Below are 16415 nucleotides of genomic sequence, written 5' to 3'. Positions count from 1 at the left end.
TGCCTCTGTGGTGGTTTAATAATGATTAACCATAGAAGTCGATTATAAATTCGTCAAATCAGGCAAAAATACTAATAATTCCTTCTGTCTTGGTTATATATTTTGCAATAAAAGGGCAGGGCGTATGAGGGAACTGACTAACTGCTTATCAGAACAAGCATTCCCAGAAGGAGAAATATGAATACGATCCTCCGGATTTCAGTTCTGGTAGTCAGAAATAGTATGTCTCGCTATTAAGAAAGATGAAAAAAATACGATAACTGTTTTTTTTGTCATTTTACTGTCATTCAGGGCTGGTAACGAGAGTCCCAACCCTGTGATTAATCGGTGAAATTAACCTGCCCAGAGTAAAATAGCCAGCAACTGTGGAAGCAGTATTCTCAGGCACATCACTAGAGGATAAACCGTTGCATAAGATAATGCTGGTGCGCCACTGCTACTGTGCAGACCATTCGCAAAGGCAAGCGCCGGTGGATCGGTCATTGAACCGGCCAGCATGCCGCATAGAGTCAGGTAGTTTAAGCCACCGACAATTCGGGCGATAAGTCCGACAATCAGCAGTGGTGTAAAGGTAATAAAGACGCCATACCCCATCCAGCTAAAGCCATCACCGTTAAGCAGAGTATCAATAAAACCACCGCCTGATTTTAGTCCGACAACGGCAAGGAATAAGACGATGCCTATTTCCCGTAGTGCCAGGTTGGCACTGGGGGGCATAAACCAGTACAGTCTGCCGATACTGCCGATTCGGGATAAAATCAGTGCGACAATTAACGGGCCTCCGGCAAGGCCCAGTTTGATAGCCGCAGGGAGGCCTGGCAGATAAAAAGGAATGGAGCCCAGCAGGACACCGAGTCCGATCCCCAGAAATACCGGCAACATCTGTACTTGGTTGAGCTTCTGCTGGGCATTACCAACCAGACCACTAACCGCTTCAATGGCTTCTATACGTCCGACCAGATTCAGGATATCACCAAACTGCAGATTGGTTTCACTGCCCGGAACCAGCTCCACACCGGCCCGGTTCAGGCGGGAGACGACGACATCGTATCTTTCCTTAAGCCCCAAATCACCGATCTTTTTCCCCAGTACTAGCTCATTGGTGACGACCAGCCGTTGTGACCTCATTTCCGTGCCTTTGGTCGACAAGCTGGTCTCGACTTCTTCACCAATAACTAACTGAGCTTTTTTCAGTGCTTTTGCATCACCGACCAGATGCAGGTAGTCATTCAAGTCAACCCGGGTATCCATTTTGGGTACCAGCAGTTCATCTCCCCGTTTCAGCCGGGAACAGATAATGTTACCTTCGGTCAGATCCGGGATTTCAGAGAGTGTCAGGCCGATTAGATTGGGGTTTTTTACCACCACATTTTTCGTCTGCAGGCCTTCTTTTTTCTGACCGCTGCTGACGTCAAACTGTTCAGCTTCCTTATCAACATCAACTTTAAATACCAGCCTTAAAAGCCACATTGTCAGCAAAATACCACAGATACCAAACGGATAGGCAACGGCATAGCCCATACCGGTCAGGCCAAGCATCTCTTCTCCCAGCCCGAGTTCCCCCAGAATTTGCTGCCCAGCACCCAGGGATGGGGTATTGGTCACTGCACCAGAAAATACCCCCAGTATGACAGGAAGGGGCACATCGAACAGATGATAGATAATAACGGTCATTAAACCGCCGAGTGCGACAATCAGGGCTGCAAAACCGTTCAGCTTCAGACCTGAGCTGCGTAATGACGCAAAAAAGCCGGGACCGACCTGAATACCTATCGTATAGACGAACAGAATAAGGCCAAATTCCTGGATAAAATGTAAGGTGTGCATATCCAGTTCGATATGTAGGATTTGTGCATAATGTCCGACAAACAACCCGCCGAAAAGTACGCCACCAATCCCCAGACCGACACCACGGATCCGCCAGTTTCCTATCCATAATCCCAGCACTGCTACCAGCGACAACAGGCTGATAGAAAGTGCAATTTCGCTCATAAGAAAACCTCCAGAAGTTATTAAAAATCAGAAATTATTAAAAATCTGTTTCCGCATTATCAGGCCTTTTTTGTGGCGTACTCCGGCGGATATGGCTGGTTCAGGGGTATATTCCTCAATGGGTGAGACCAGTTTTATATAAACTTATAATAGGTTTAAAAAACAGAGACCTGAGATATGTGTCGAGGTTATGTGCGTAAGAGCAAATAAAATTTTTGAAAAGCGAGTGCTGGATCAGGTTTAGTTATTGTCTTCTGTCAGGTCATACCAAAGCTCTTTTTGCTCAAATGGAATATCTTCCGGAAGGAAAGGGTTGGTCAACGTAAAGACTCGCCAGTGGCTGGAGTGAATGTTATCGATATGGTGCTGATTATACTGGATAAAGATACGGTCAAAACTGCCATCTTTAAGCATGATATTCAGTCCGTATCGGAGTCGTTCTGCCAGTTTTTTATTGTTCTTATTTACATAGAAGAATTTGGGAAGTGGGTAATACAGCATGATATGGGGTTCAATAACCATGTTCGGATATTTTGTATGTCTTTTTTCCAGTTCTGGATAGATTTCGTTGATACCTCTAGGAAAGAAGTCAAATCGTCCCGACATTAACATCCGGAATAAACCCTCATAACTGGAACCTGTTACAACGGTAAATCCATTAGTTCGGAGTATGTCGCTGTCTATCCAGGTGGAGCCTTGTCCTGCACGGAACTGCAGTAGTGCTCCCTGATTGGTTACCGATGAAAATTTATGCTGCTCAGTCTGGTTAATCAGCAGCAGACGATATCCAAGAATACCTTTTCTGAGTGGAATTTTAATGGAAAGCAGGTGTTCCTCTCTTTCTTGTGAAACGGAAGCCCAGATAACATTGGGTCCCCGACCTTCCATAATTTCATGTCGAAAGCGGAGGGGATTCATTGCAACTTCTGTGGGATGTAGGGTAAACGGTCCGTAGGTATCGGTTGTTTTTTCTAAAGCTGTACGCAGGATCTCAATAAAATCGTTATCCCGGGTATCCAGTGGTGATTGTGGCGGAGGATAAATTACCTCTGTAACCTGCTCGGATTGTACAGGCACTACCGGTATTGCATTTGCTTCTGACAGCCAAAAGGAACACATCAGTCCGAAAAGTATTTTTCGGAGTAAAGATATCATACTAGTCTGTCTGGAGAGGTGCATAGGGGGTGCTTATATCTGGTAAATTAGAAAAACTACAGTATATATAGTTCTGAAATACTGAATAATCTACCTGATTACGGTTTCCTTGGTGTTATAGGTTTTCCCTGTTTTACCATCATCATCCAGAAATGGCAGGCCTCTCGGTCTGCTTTGGTTGGGTTACCCCAGGCACTGCACATATCAACCGGTTTACCGGAGTTACGCTCAAATTGTCGGCAATTGCCGCAGCATTTCTTCATATACGACTACTCTATGTTATGAACCGGGTAATTCAGTTGTTTTTACAGAGGACTGTTCGCTATATACTAAAGAAAATAATTCAAAAGGAAATGTGGTTTATGCAAGCATTTATTCAAAATTTGCCGAAGGTGGAATTGCACCTGCACATCGAAGGTTCTCTGGAGCCGGAACTGATGTTTGAGCTGGCAAAACGAAATCAGATTGAGATCCCTTTTGATACCCCGGAACAGGTACGGGAAGCTTATCAGTTTGAGAATCTGCAATCGTTTCTGGATATTTATTATCAGGGAGCGAATGTCCTGATCACCGAGCAGGATTTTTATGATTTAACCTGGGCTTATCTGCTGCGCTGTAAAGCTGATAATGTGATTCATACAGAAATATTTTTCGACCCACAGACCCATACCGAGCGTGATATCAGTTTTGATACCGTAATTAACGGTATTGACCGGGCACTGCAGCAGGGTCAGAAAGAGTTGGGCATCACCAGCCAGATCATTATGTGTTTTTTGCGTCATCTGGATGAAGATTCGGCATTCAGAACGCTGGAGCAGGCACTGCTGCACAAAGATAAGATCGTCGGAGTCGGTCTTGATTCTTCTGAACAGGGAAATCCACCGGAAAAATTTGCGCGGGTATTCAAAAAAGCGCTGGAAGAGGGGTTTAAGACGGTAGCTCATGCAGGAGAAGAAGGCCCGGCACAGAATATCATTGATGCGGAATCGATGCTGGGTGTCAGTCGGGTTGACCATGGTGTACGCTGTACGGAAGATCGTAAACTGGTGCAGCAACTGATTAAAAACCGGATGCCACTGACGGTATGTCCGTTGTCTAACATCAAACTTAAAGTATTTTCAGAGATGTCTCAGCACAATATTGTGGATCTGCTGAGAAAAGGTTTGTGTGTGACGATCAATTCGGACGACCCGGCTTATTTTGGCGGGTATATGAATGCTAATTTTCTGGCTGTGGCAGAAGCTCATCCGATGACCGATGAAGAAGCCGCTCAGTTTACTTATAACGCTATTGAGGCCAGTTTTGTTTCTGATGACGAAAAGGCCCGCATGCGCGAACAGGTGACGGATTACGTTTTTCATTATCCTTATGAAATTACAGTTTAAATATCCTCTTTAGGGTTAGGGTACTGGCATCTTTATTACTACTAAAGAAAGTACAAGGTATTGTCAGTATTTGGATGTTGAACTATTGGTTTTACTATTGAGTAGTAGGTAAATAAGTCATGAGAAACAATCAGCCGGTAACGCAGAAAGAAGTACGTTTTCTGACGACAGAAGATCTGGTTTCTGTTACGGATCTGGATGGCAAAATTAAATATATCAATGATGCTTTTCTGGCTATCAGTGGGTTTACGGAAGCAGATCTGATCGGTAAAGATCATAACATTGTCCGGCATCCAGACATGCCACCGGCAGCATTTGCTGATTTATGGAAAACGGTACGCTCCGGTGAACCATGGCGGGGAATGGTGAAGAACCGTTGTAAAAACGGTGATCATTACTGGGTGGATGCTTTTGTTACTCCTGTTATGCAGCATGGTAAGGTGATCGGATACCAGTCGGTTCGTTCTGAACCTTCCCGTGAACAGGTAGCCGCTGCCGATGGTTTGTATGCGAAGATGCGCAGCAACAGCAGTATGGCGTTACCGAAACTCAGTCTGATAAAACGTATTACTCATCGACAAGTCACCGCAGCGACCTCAGTGATCAGTCTGCTGGCATTGCTGGTCGCCGGAGCCATGAGTATGCAGTATTCATGGCTGTTAAGTGCTGTTTTGGTGATCCCGGCATTAATGACTTTGTTTCTGTGGTGGCGAACCAACAGTGGTGTGCTTAAGCCTCTGGTTCAGGTACGTAAGATGCTGCGGGAACTTTCCAGTGGTGATTATAGCCAGCATATCGAGCTGGAGCGGATGGATGAAGCCGGTCGTTGTCTGGCTGGTGTTAAGCTGGTTCAGGCGCGTAATAAGACTATTTTGGGTCAGGTAACCCAATCTTGTCAGGCTCTGATCGCCTCAGCTGAGGAACTGTCTGCAACCAGCCATTCTATGCTGAGCAATATGCAGACGCAGGCAAGCCATACCGAACAGATTGCCACCGCAATGAATGAGATGAGCGCCACGGTTAAGGAAGTTTCCGGCAATGCACAGAACTCTTCGGATAAAACAGCAGAAGCACACAACACGGTGCAGGAAGGGGATAGCGTAGTTACTAACGCATTACTTTCTATGGAAGCTTTTTCGCAGGAACTGAAAAAAACCACGCAACAGATCAATACTCTTTCCGCTGACAGTGAACAAATCAGCCAGATAACCAATGTGATCAGTGAAATTGCGGATCAGACCAATCTGCTGGCACTGAACGCTGCTATTGAAGCGGCCCGGGCGGGCGAGCAGGGCAGAGGATTCGCAGTGGTTGCTGATGAGGTGCGGCATCTTGCTCAGAGAACGCAGGGGGCAACACAGGAAATCCGTACCATGCTGGATACGTTGTCATCGAGTATTCAGCGCTCGGCGTCTACGGTTGAGGCGAATAATGACGATGCACAGGAAGCGCTGAAAAAGGTGGCTTCATCGAAAGCAATTTTTGCTGAGATTGCCGGTGATATGGACATGATTAATGATATGAGCATACAGATTGCTACGGCTGCAGAAGAACAGAGCCAGGTTGCCGTCGATATGAGCCGTAACATAGAGAGCATCAGCGAGCAGGCAAACATGACGGAACAGGATGCAAACCGGCTGCAACTCCGGGCTGTAACCATTAATGATAATGCGCGTCATCTGCAGGGGCTGCTGAGCGATTTCGATTTGGGAATAAAGAAATAACGTAAAAGATACCGTGTAGTACTTACGCGGTATCTTTAGTCAATTTGTGTGTCCCTAAGTCGTCTAAGATCATCAGTATGCAAGGTACGACGATGGAAGCCAGCAATGTTGCCGATATCAGGCCAAAGGCAATGCTGGCAATCAGCGGGATTAAAAATTGTGCCTGCGTGCTGGTTTCGGTCAGCAATGGCAGTAGCCCGGCAAAGGTCGTCAGTGAGGTTATAAATATCGCCCTGAATCTGTCCCGGACGGCAGAGGAGCAGGCTTCGGGCAGACGGCTCCCTTTGCTGATATTTTCTTTGATAAAGTGCACCAGCAGAATATTATCGTTTACCACGATCCCGGCCAGGGTGGCAAAGCCAACCAAACTTGGAATTGTCAGGTCAAGGCCAAGACCGAGATGTCCGAGAACGACGCCGATCCAGGCCATAGGGATGGCCAGCAGAACCGCAATAGGCTGGCTATAGCTCTGAAACAGAAATGTCAGGATCAGGTAGATACCGATAACACCCAGCATAAAGAATGTCAGCAGTGATGAACCGGTATCCGCACTTTCTTTATCCTGTCCCTGAGAGACGAAACTGACATCGGGGAAGCGTTGCCGGCTTTCAGGGACGAATTCTTGGTAAAACTGCTGCATAATGTCACGGGCATTGGCTATTTCAGTATTGATATTGCCTTGTACCGTGACCGTATTCAGGCCGTTTATCCTGTTAATACGGGAAAATGTCCGCTTCTGCCCGAAGTCTGCGACAGTTGATAGGGGGATCAGCCGGCCATTGGCAGCAGTAACGGCCAGATCCTGTAATCCCGGCAGACTGGCCTTATGGGTGAACTCATCCAGCCTTACGCTGATATCTATGGCTTCACCGTTCTGAAACACCGTCAGATCTGTGCTGCCTTTGACGGCATTTCTCAGGGTCTGAGCGACCTGAGCAGCAGTGATCCCCATAACCCCGGCTTCATCCCGCAGTTTGACGTAAATTTCCGAGCGTCCGTAACGTAAGTCATCGGTCAGGTTAAACAAGCCGTCAAAGCTTTTCAGCCACTTCTGGAGGGAGCGGCTGACGTTTTTCAGCGTTTCCATATCGGTTCCCTGAATGCGGATATCGATACCATTGCCGGCAAGGCCTCTTTCTTTATCTGTGAATTTAAGCATGGTGACGTCTGCAACCGGACCGGTTTTCTTTTTCCACTCCTGAACCAGTTTTTTTATGCTGATCCGGCGAAATTGTGCGGGTAGCAGGTCGGCACTGATGGTGGCCATATGCGGACCGGACTCCTTAGCATCAATATTGGTGTTGTACAGAATGGTCTGGCTGAGGATAAGAGGTTCAGAGTCTGGGAACTGAACGCTATAATCGGTATTGATTTCGTTCAGAGCGGCAGTCACTTTCGCTACGACTTCTTCAGTTCGTGGCAGCAGAGTTCCCTGAGGAAGCAGGATCCTGGCTTGTAGCGTATCGCTTTCCAGAGCCGGCATAGCTTTGAATTTCAGCATCCCGGCTGGGAGTGTTGCAGTGACAGCCATCACCAGCATCAGCAGCAGTCCCAGAGAAAGATAAGGTACCTTAATGGCTCGTATTGATAAGGGAACAAAGACGCGATCCCGTATGGCTTCGAACCCGAGTATAAAGCGAACCCTGAGTGGATTTGGCGCTGTATTCAGATGGCTGTGGCTCAGGTGTGAAGGCAGAATCAAAAAGGCTTCAAACAGGCTGACAAGCAGGGTGATCAGCAGAATAATTGGTATATAGCGCAGTACCTCACCCATTTTTCCGCTCAGGAACATTAGCGGTCCAACGACCATCATGGTTGTCGCAAAGGAAGCGATAACGCCCGGAACAACTTGTTTTACACCCTGAATAGCGGCTTCCGCAGCATTGAGTCCGGCCTGTTTTTTGGCCGCAATATTTTCGGCGATAATCAGGGAATCATCCATCAGCAGACCGATCGCAACAATCATTCCTACCATGGTCATCATATTGATGGTGTAGCCCAGCATGTACATGGTGAAAACTGAACCGAGAAAAGAGACAGGTAACCCCATTGCTACCCAGAAGCTGAAACGGAGATTAAAGAAAGCCCACATCACAAGAAAAGCCAGAATCAGCCCTTGTACGCCGTTACTGGTCAGAATACGTAATCGTTCTCTGATGTTCACACTCACATCCTGAGAAATATGCAAAGAGACCCCTTGTGGTGCCATTCTGCGTTCTTTCTCTACCAGTTGCTGAATGGCCTCCCGAACCCGGAGAGAGTCCTGAAAATAGTTTTTGGATATTTGCAGCAGGGCGGCTCTCTCACCATTGAACAGAATGGCATCTTCGTCCTGAGTGAATCTCTGCTCAACCCGGGCGATATCGCCAAGCGTCAGCCGGGAGCCCTGTTCACTGGTTTTTACCACGATATTGCGCAGTTCCTGTGCATTGTTGCCCAAATGATCAAAACGTACGCTGAGCTGTTCCAGTTCACTGGTAAGAATGCCGGCAGGCTGGCTGACACTTTGCTGCTCAATCAAACGGGTAAGATCTGAAATACTCAGGCCATATTGTTTTAATGTCCGGTCGGATATTTTGATTTCCAGTTCCTGATCGGAGAATCCGCCGATAGTGACCTGAGCGATTAACGGGTGGCTTTTCAGACGTTGTTTTACTTGTCTGGCATAGCGGTAGAGATCGTCCGGAGACATGGCACCGGTAATCGCTACACTCGCGACGCTGGCGATACGATCCAGTTTAGTGACACTGACCTGCTCTACTTTTTCCGGAAAGTCGCTGATGGCATTGACCTGTTGCTGGATATCAGCCGTCAACTGATCGATATTACCATCAGAGCTTATTATTGCGTTGCCTATGGCCATGTTCTCTCGGGCATCGCAACTGAATTCATCGATGCCGTTTAACTGATCCAGTGCATCTTCAAGTACAGAACAGATCTCCTCGGCCACTTCCTCTGGTGATGCCCCCGGATAGGTTACTTTAATTTCGATGTCTCTGGTTGGGGTTACCGGGAAAGTATCTTTCTGTAGTTTTGGCAGTGCGAACAGCCCCAGCAGCAGGATGGCAATCATCAGCACATTGGCACCGGTCTTGTGGTGAATAAAAAGGTTGAGCATTACCTGTCTCCCTGTTTATCTGCACCTGATTTGCCAGAGGCTGGAGCCGTGTAGCCGGTCACTTCATTTAACCATTGGGCGATTTTTTTATCCGGCTGAGGTTTCAGTTCCATGCCTTCTACTGCAGAAGCTAGTTGGCTGAGTATCACAATATCACCGGAGGCCAGTCCGGAACGGATCACGGCAATTTGTCCCTGAATAAAGTCAACGGTAACCGGCCGTTTTTCTAACCGGCCGTCGTTACTGACCAGATAAACCTGATCGTTATGTAAGGCATTCACCGGAACCAGCATTTGTTTTTTCAGTGCCGGAGCTCTGAGCGTAACCTGAACAAACGTATCACGGACAAGCGGAGGCCGATGCCCGGGAACTGCCTGTTCATAAGGCTTTTCTACGGTGACAATGATGGTCTGGCTTTGCGTCTGAGCATCGAGGCGACCTCCTGAGCGGTTTACTTTTCCCTGCCAGCGGATGGTGTTGTCCCCGGCTTTCAGATCGACCAGCGCTTCAAGATTGCTGTGTGCCAGATCGTCTGTAGTCGTATTTTCTGTTGCCCGATGCAGCGGGCGCATCTTTCCTATCGGGAACTGGGCGCTGATTTCTACAGAATCGATGTTGTCTGCCAGCAGGAGTGACGTGCCTTTGCTGACGTAATCTGCTAGTCCGGTGCGGGTTTCGGTAATACGGCAATCGAAAGGTGCCCGGATAGTCGTCAGTTCAAGATCCCGCCGGGCCAGATTAAGTCTGCTGATCAGTACCCGTTGCTCTGCTTTATTGATAGCCAGATTATTAGTCAGGGTTTGTCTTTGCTGCTCACTGTTCAACTGATCCCGTAACGCTTTGTCTTTTTCCGTTCCGGATACATGTCCGGTAGTGCTCAGGCGCGCAATTCGTCCTGCTTCAGCTTTTTGTAACTGATAATCCTGCTCGGCAATAGCCAGCGAAGCATTGATGGTTTTGTCTTTCAGACGAGCCACTTCCAGCTCTGCCTCCAGTTCGGCGATGGTTAATTCGTAAGAGGAGGGATCCAGTTTCAGCAGTGGTTCATTCTGTTTTACGAGAGCACCGCTTTTCAGTTTGTCCGAAACCCATATCACACTGCCGGAGAGTTCTGACTGAGCCTCCCACTCGTGTTCCGGTGCCGTATGCCCATAGCCGATAACGGTTGGCTGAATATTTCGGGGGATCATTTTGAGTACCCGGACAACTTTTTTATTAAGTTTGGGGTCGGTTTTGGGAGGTTCTGCTTTCATGGCCGGTGCCAGTACAATCAGTATCCCTCCCAGCAGGAGTGGCGGGATAAACATAAGTCTTTGCTTCCAACTGAATGTGGCCATTTTTTGTTCTCTTATTCAGGAATAAGCCCATGTATATCATGGGCTTAATAGGGTTATATTCTTATTGTAGGCGGTTACTGGCGATTTGCCCGGCTGTTTGTCTGATGCTCCTGAAATTCGGTAAGACTGATCAGACCATCGCCATCACTGTCCAGATCAGAAAAATTTCTGGCCTGGATACTGTTTCTGAGCATACGTTGTTCCTCTTCACGCTCAGTGATCCTGCTCTGACGAAATGTTGTAAATTCTTCCTCTGTGATCATACCGTCACCATCGGTATCAATAGTTTTAAATTGTGGAGCCTGTGCATTCTGATTAACCTGACGATTTTTACCGCCAGCCTTTCCGCGGGTCTTGCCGAATGCGCTGTTTCCGGGAGATTCTGTGGTATTGGCACTGTTGCCGGAACCGTTGTTTCCCTGTCCTTTCGCAGCAATAGATGGCATGGAAGCGATACTCAGGGTTAGCAGTGCAACCGTAGTCACTAGCTTGATGTTCATAGAAGGCTCTCCTTTTTGCTTCTCTATAAGCATAGACCCGGATCCTGTATATAGATAATGCAATAATGTAAACTTAAGTAAAGCCTAATATATGTCAAGCGTATAAAAAATACCCCGACGTATCGGGGCAGAAGATCAGGAGCATTTTAAGGTTATTCGGTACATGAGAAATCAGTTATGTTCATCGTAACCGGTAATCATGGCCTTAATATATGCAAGCGGAGTTGCGCCTGTTGTTGCCATGTAAACATGGGCGATAAGAAAGACCACCAGCAGATAGGCTCCGACCAGATGGAAGTATGCTACCCAGCTTAACTCCAGCCAGCCCAGTCCCAATGCTTCCCAGTCACTGTATAAGAGTTTCAGCAGACCGGTTACCCATACTAGTGGTCCCATCACAAGATGGAATCCCAGATAGGCAAAGCGCTGTAGCGGATTATGCTTCCGCTCCGGTGTTGCTTTATATGGGTGTTTTTCTCCTCTGAAGATACCGAAAGCGTAATACCTCAGTACCTCAGGAAATTGTTGAAATGTCGGGATATACTGTTTCCATTCTCCTGTAGTGAAATGCCAGAAAATAGCGAATACCCATAGTGTCATCAGGGTATAAGCCAGATATTCATGGTACAGCACGGCAGTATAGAAACCGAACAGTGTATAGACGCCGTGGATTTCAAACCCGGTAAGCATCATCAGGATAATAAGCAGAGCCTGCGACCAGTGCCAGAAACGCTCGAAGCGTTTAAATACCATCTGTTTCATGCTGATGTCTCCTTATTGTCTTTTTGAACTCATGATGATACGAACAAGCGCATGGCCTAAGACACCGATGGCGGTTAGCAGAACAGCAATCCAGCCGATGGTATCCAGTAAAGGCTGCTTAGTCTGTCCGGCAATATAGAATCCAGACAGTTTTTTCAGTCGGCCATCAGCCGAGTGACATTCTTGACACTGCAGAACGTCTTCTTTTGGTGCCACCATATGAACGATAGGGAAGTGATATTCGCTTTTCACAAAGGAGACTTCTCCGCTGTAGTCTAGTCCGCTGACGGCCATTCCTGTTTTAATGGATTTATCCCAGTCGTAATTGCCCCATAGTGAGGTTTTATCTTTACCAAACAGGTGAGGGGTAATCAGTACCTGTTCATTCGGATCATACGGGCTGACACTGTGCATGATTTTAAATGGCCAGATACGACTGTCTTTGTCACCACAGTTACCCTGTAGTTTAGTCAGACGAATCACACCATCGGCGTCTGGGGTGATTTTTTCTCCGACAGTGGTGTAGTCGATATCGCCATTGAAGCAGTCATAATCCGGAATGACATTCCGTTCCCAGGTAAAATCCCCTTTCTGTGGTGTGAATGTCATATAACCTTCATCATCAAAGGTGACTTTTCTGGATGTATCACCGGCGGTTGACCAGTCCCATTTCGTTTTCGTCTTTCTTTCCCTTGCATATTCCGGGACGTGACAGGTTGAGCAGGCCAGCGTTGTGGCATGATGATTCAGGCGGGCAGCCATCGGACCGTCTTCGTGAGGTTCGCTACTATGGCAGGATTCGCAACTGGCCCGGGTCTGATCACCGTGTCCGGGGACATCAATACCATCGGTATCTTTGGCATTCATGACATAGCGGGAACCGGCAGTCTGGTGAGCACTGGTGGTATGGCAGTCCTGGCACTGGAAGTCGGCTCCGTCTTTTGACATGTGCACATCCAGGCTATGAGCCGGATTTTTCAGGCTGGAATCCAGATCTCCGTGTTTCACTCCATCGCCACCGCCACCGTAGAAGTGACAGGAGCCGCAGTTATCGCGGTCAGGCGTTCCGACGCTTTGGGCTGACTTGACCAGATCGACCGGAGGACGCATTTTTCCTGAACCTTTCGGCCATTCTTTCGCGACATAGTTCGGATGACCGGCATCAGTCGGGAATTTACTGTAAGCTCCGGATGTATCATGGCAGACCAGACAGTCCACATTCTCTTCCGAGCTGAAATCAAAGGTCTGACTGTCTGTCATCCCATAGCCGACATGACAACTGGTACAGCGTGGCTCATTTGAAGCAATTGAGATGCAGAAGTTATTGTGTGTGGTTATTTTACCCAGCGTCTGGTTATTGAATCCCTGATCGAAAGACCAGGTCCAGTGCAGCGTATCGTGGATTTCATGGGCGGCTTCAGTATGACATTCAAGACAGGCTTTGGTGACATCCGGTCCTGATGCAAAAGGTCCCTGAAGTTGTTCGAATTTACTGTGATCCGCGGTGGAGCCATTGTTATTTGCTGTCAGAGCCAGTGCTGGCTGGGCGACCAGCATAACTAAAGTGATCGAGCTGAGTAAGGTTTTCATCATGTCAGCATCTCTTTTGTTGTGGTTATATAAGCAGTTAGCATTAGTCGATGCTAATATGCTAGTTTATAAACCATGCTTTTTCTAAGGGAATTAAACAAATATTGCTCTTGATCAATTTGGCTTGATGGTATTTATCAAACTTGCAGGCTATGCAGCATTTTTCACTTTATAAGATCAACGAGAGCTGACTCTTACCCGGGGTCTGTTTCAGTTATCTTAAGCTACACTAAAAGAAAAGCGGTTTACCGGGTAAGGAGTCGTGAATGGAGACAAACAGTGGAATACTGATCCTGATTTTTGTCGTTCTTTCACTGCTGCTCGGGGCGCTGGTCAAATCCCTGCCTAAGATACTGACCTCACCGTACAGTGTGATTCTGTTGGTCAGCGGTTTGTTTATCGGTTTGCTTACCCGGACTGGTTATATACAGGTACATTATCCGGAAGTCAGTCAGACGATGGTTATCCTGACTGATGTTGATCCCCATCTGATCTTATTGCTGTTCCTGCCCACCCTTATTTTTGAGTCAGCCTTTGGTATGGAAACGCACCTATTTAAGCGTATGTTCAGCCAGATAGCTATCCTGGCCGTTCCCGGTTTACTGTTCACGTCTGCCTTGACGGCTGTGCTGGCGCATTACCTGTTTCCATGGAACTGGTCATGGACGGTCTGTTTTCTGTTCGGCGCTTTGATCAGCGCAACGGATCCGGTTGCGGTTGTTTCCCTGCTGAAAGAAGTCAGTTCCCGCAAACGGCTGGAAACCCTGATTGAAGGGGAATCTCTGCTTAATGATGGTACGGCCATTGTTTTGTTTACCCTGTTCTACAGCATGTTAACTATGACGGGGCAGCTGGACAGCGGAATACTCAGTATCAGCGGCCACTTTCTGTTTGTGGTACTGCTGGGATTGGGTATCGGAATGCTGGTTGGCAGTGTGGTTTTGTTCTGGTGCAGCCGGTTGTTTAATCAGCCGCTGGTGGAGATCACCCTGACGGTCATCGCTGCATATATTGCTTATTATATAGCCGAAAATGTTTTTCATGTATCGGGTGTGGTGGCCGTGGTTGCACTGGGGCTGATTATGGCTGGGTTTGGCCGCACACGTATCTCTCCGGAGGTGGCGGACTTTCTGCATCATTTCTGGCAGATGATGGCGCATATTGCCAATACGCTGATCTTCGTGCTGGTCGGGATTATTATTGCTACCCGGATCCGTCTGGATATGGCGGACTGGTGGCGTTCTCTGGCAGTGTTGTATCTGGGAATTCAGTTTATACGGGCACTGGCGGTACTGGTTTTTATGCCGTTGTTAAAACGTATTGGGGTTGGGATCACCAAAGAAAAAGCGGTGGTACTGGTATGGGGCGGACTGCGTGGGGCTGTTTCACTGGCGCTGGCATTGATTATCACGCAAGACAGTCTGATAGAAAAGGAACTGGGTGATCAGATCCTGTTCTTAACCGCGGGGATTGTCGTGTTGACGATCATTATCAATTCAACATCAATGACCCGGGTGCTGGAGAAATTAGGGCTGGATAAACTGCCTCCGGCTAAACAGGCCAGTCTGGATAAAGCAAAATACAGCATCAGACAGCGTCTGCTCAGGGATTTACTGCAACTGAAGAATAACGATTTTTTGCACAGAGCCAACTGGGTCGCTCTGAGTAAACCTCTGACTGACGTTCCGGAATCGGCTGAAAGTCAGCTTGTTGGTGGAGAGATCAGCCAGTCGGAACTCCGAACTGCTTTTTACCGCCGTCTGCTGGAAACAGAAAGACAATTTTACTGGGCTCAGTTCCGGCAGGGTGCATTGACTGGACAAGCCACTGCGCAACTGGTCAATGCGGTAGAAATTGCACTTGACGGAGAACCTGAGCTGGCACCGCGTAACAGTCTGTTCGCTTTCTGGAAAACGCCTGCTTATATTAAATTTTTCAACCATATTCCGTTTATCAACCAGATCGTGGTGAATTTTTCATTTGAACGGCTGGCACTCAGCTATGATACTGCCAGCGGTTTTATTCAGGCGCAGGAGGTGGTTGCTCATCATATTCCGGATCTGTCACCGGGTGATCAGGAAACACAAGCGGCACTGCTTGATATTGCAACCAATAAGGCACAAACCCGGGCACACATTGAAGCGTTGCGAGAATATTTTCCAGATTTATCATACAGTCTGGAAACGCATTCCGCTCACCGGCTGATGCTGAATCTGGAGCGTGCTCATATCCGGGAACTGATAGAAGAGGGGGTTCTGGATGAGAGTGAAGCGCAGAAAATGGTACAGGGAGTGGAGTATAAACTTGCTCATCTGAAGCGACACGCTCATCAGATGAGTGCCAGAGAGATGACCCGGCAACTAAGGACAATGCACTGGGCGACGGATATTAAGGGCAAGACACTGATGGCTCTCGGGCAAATTGCCCGCAGACAGATCTTTCATGAAGGTGAACTGATATACAGGCAGCACCAGCATGCGCATGCTATTGCTGTTATTTTGCATGGCAAAGTCGGCGTGATCAGCTCTTATGATGAAGCGCTAGCTGAACCAGGGACGATTATCGGTTGCAGTGCTTTTCTGACAGACAGCTATCGTACCAGTGCTAAAGCAATTACTCCGACGGAGTTGATCTGGCTGGATCTGACTCAATTAAAGATGATTGCATCCAAGGATAAACATCTGGGCGAGGTATTGGCTGAACAACTGAACAAAGAAGTTCATCAGCAGTAACCGGACTACATTATTCACAGAATAAGTCTTTTTTCTTACTCGGGAGTGAGAGTGAAAAATAAGAGAAAGATCTCCTTTTCACCGATTAAAGAAAAAAAACGCGTCTTTGCCTTGAAATTC

At 47.5% G+C, this 16415-nt stretch carries 11 protein-coding genes; 3 read left to right on the top strand and 8 right to left on the bottom strand.

What is annotated here, in order from left to right; translation table 11 throughout:
• Positions 1–333: 333 nt before the first annotated feature.
• From CSW98_RS14480 to CSW98_RS17755, 3 genes are all read right to left on the bottom strand, one after another.
• Positions 334–1992, bottom strand: coding sequence for a putative transporter (locus tag CSW98_RS14480; RefSeq protein WP_100801191.1), 1659 nt, complete (start codon positions 1990–1992; stop codon positions 334–336).
• Positions 1993–2232: 240 nt separating this feature from the next.
• Positions 2233–3069: a transporter substrate-binding domain-containing protein gene (locus CSW98_RS14475; protein ID WP_157810394.1), complete on the bottom strand. Its 837-nt coding sequence runs from the start codon at positions 3067–3069 to the stop codon at positions 2233–2235.
• A gap of 176 nt (positions 3070–3245) precedes the next feature.
• A complete protein-coding gene (locus tag CSW98_RS17755; RefSeq protein ID WP_232733537.1) occupies positions 3246–3410 on the bottom strand; it encodes a hypothetical protein in 165 nt (54 codons plus the stop codon).
• A gap of 99 nt (positions 3411–3509) precedes the next feature.
• On the opposite strand from CSW98_RS17755, the gene CSW98_RS14470 reads away from it, so the two are divergent.
• Positions 3510–4532: an adenosine deaminase gene (locus CSW98_RS14470; RefSeq protein WP_100801189.1), complete on the top strand. Its 1023-nt coding sequence runs from the start codon at positions 3510–3512 to the stop codon at positions 4530–4532.
• Between the two features lie 119 nt (positions 4533–4651).
• A complete protein-coding gene (locus CSW98_RS14465; protein ID WP_100801188.1) occupies positions 4652–6256 on the top strand; it encodes a methyl-accepting chemotaxis protein in 1605 nt (534 codons plus the stop codon).
• A gap of 22 nt (positions 6257–6278) precedes the next feature.
• On the opposite strand, the gene CSW98_RS14460 is transcribed toward CSW98_RS14465, so the two are convergent.
• From CSW98_RS14460 to CSW98_RS14440, 5 genes are all read right to left on the bottom strand, one after another.
• Complete coding sequence (locus tag CSW98_RS14460) at positions 6279–9374, bottom strand: efflux RND transporter permease subunit (protein ID WP_100801187.1); 3096 nt, start codon at positions 9372–9374, stop codon at positions 6279–6281.
• Positions 9374–10711, bottom strand: coding sequence for an efflux RND transporter periplasmic adaptor subunit (locus CSW98_RS14455; protein WP_100801186.1), 1338 nt, complete (start codon positions 10709–10711; stop codon positions 9374–9376). Before CSW98_RS14455 ends, CSW98_RS14460 begins: the two co-directional genes overlap by 1 nt.
• Positions 10712–10785: 74 nt before the next feature.
• Complete coding sequence (locus tag CSW98_RS14450) at positions 10786–11211, bottom strand: EF-hand domain-containing protein (RefSeq protein WP_157810393.1); 426 nt, start codon at positions 11209–11211, stop codon at positions 10786–10788.
• A 171-nt stretch (positions 11212–11382) separates the two neighbouring features.
• Positions 11383–11973: a cytochrome b/b6 domain-containing protein gene (locus CSW98_RS14445; protein ID WP_198517345.1), complete on the bottom strand. Its 591-nt coding sequence runs from the start codon at positions 11971–11973 to the stop codon at positions 11383–11385.
• A gap of 12 nt (positions 11974–11985) precedes the next feature.
• Positions 11986–13566, bottom strand: coding sequence for a tetrathionate reductase family octaheme c-type cytochrome (locus tag CSW98_RS14440; RefSeq protein WP_100801183.1), 1581 nt, complete (start codon positions 13564–13566; stop codon positions 11986–11988).
• 263 nt (positions 13567–13829) lie between these two features.
• On the opposite strand from CSW98_RS14440, the gene CSW98_RS14435 reads away from it, so the two are divergent.
• Positions 13830–16295 carry a cation:proton antiporter domain-containing protein gene (locus CSW98_RS14435; RefSeq protein WP_100801182.1) on the top strand — a complete coding sequence of 822 codons (2466 nt, stop codon included), beginning with the start codon at positions 13830–13832 and terminating at the stop codon, positions 16293–16295.
• Positions 16296–16415: the final 120 nt, after the last annotated feature.

This window comes from Vibrio sp. HA2012, assembly GCF_002812955.1.
Classification (GTDB): Bacteria; Pseudomonadota; Gammaproteobacteria; order Enterobacterales; family Vibrionaceae; genus Vibrio.
Note: the sequence above shows the minus strand (reverse complement) of the source record. Positions and strands in the feature narration are given on the sequence as shown.